General features: G+C 55.5%; 1 pseudogene. It reads left to right on the top strand.

The features are described 5' to 3' along the window. Nucleotides 1-49: 49 nt before the first annotated feature. Nucleotides 50-1,084, top strand: a pseudogene (locus VKV29_RS06965) (IS481 family transposase); the annotation flags it as partial.

Below are 1,084 nucleotides of genomic sequence, written 5' to 3'. Positions count from 1 at the left end.
GACATTTTGTAGTAAAACTGTTTAGAACAGAGAGAAAGGAAAATGTCAGATGAGCAACGATCAAAAGATTATCAAGAACAAGGTAGGCCTGCTAAAGCTGGCCGAGACGCTGGGCAGCGTCTCGGAGGCCTGCAAGGTGTTGGGCTACTCCCGGGACAGCTTTTACCGATTCAAGGAGTTATACGAGAAAGGGGGCGAAGTCGCCCTCAAAGAAATCAGCCGGAGAAAGCCAATCCCGAAGAATCGGGTGGAGCCGGCGATCGAGCAGGCGGTGATCGAGATGGCCATAGAAAACCCGGCCTTGGGACAGGTTCGGGTGGCCAACGAACTGACCAAACGCGGGCAGTTCGTCTCGCCCACGGGGGTACGCAGTATCTGGCTGCGCAACGATCTGCAGACCTGCGCACGAAGGCTGAAGGCGCTGGAAGCACGGCAGGCGCAAAATGCGGGCCTGGTGCTGACCGAGCAGCAGGTCCGCGCCCTGGAGAAATCCAAACAGGAAAAGGAAGCGCACGGCGAGATCGACACCGCGCATCCCGGTTATCTGGGGGCGCAGGACACCTATTACGTAGGCACAATCAAGGGCGTGGGCCGACGTTTATCGACACCTATTCGAAGGTGGCGTTTGTAAAGCTCTATGACCGCAAGAACGCACTGGTTGCCGCCGACATGCTGAACGACCGGGTTCTTCCTTTTTTGGAAGAAGAAGGGGTTCCCCTGCTACGCATCCTGACCGACCGGGGAACTGAGTTCTGCGGCAACCGAGAACATCACGAATACCAGCTCTATCTGGCAGTGGAGAACATCGATCATTCCAAGACCAGGGCTTATTCGCCCCAGACCAACGGCATCTGCGAGCGTTTTCATCGCACGATGCAGGACGAGTTCTACAGCATTGCTTTTCGCAAGCGGCTCTACCAGAGTGTGGAGCAGTTGCAGGCCGATGTCGATGACTGGATTCGCGAGTACAATGAAGTTCGGCCCCATTCAGGTAAGTACTGTTTCGGCAAGACACCCATGCAAACCTTCCTGGATGCAAAGCACCTTTCCGATGAAAAGCAACTCGACCGTCTTCCTGTCGGGA

Origin of the sequence: Chthonomonas sp. (assembly GCF_035294165.1) — a bacterium.
Lineage (GTDB): Bacteria > Armatimonadota > Chthonomonadetes > Chthonomonadales > Chthonomonadaceae > Chthonomonas.
The sequence above is the reverse complement of the archived record's forward strand: the minus strand, read 5'-3'. Positions and strand labels throughout refer to the sequence as shown.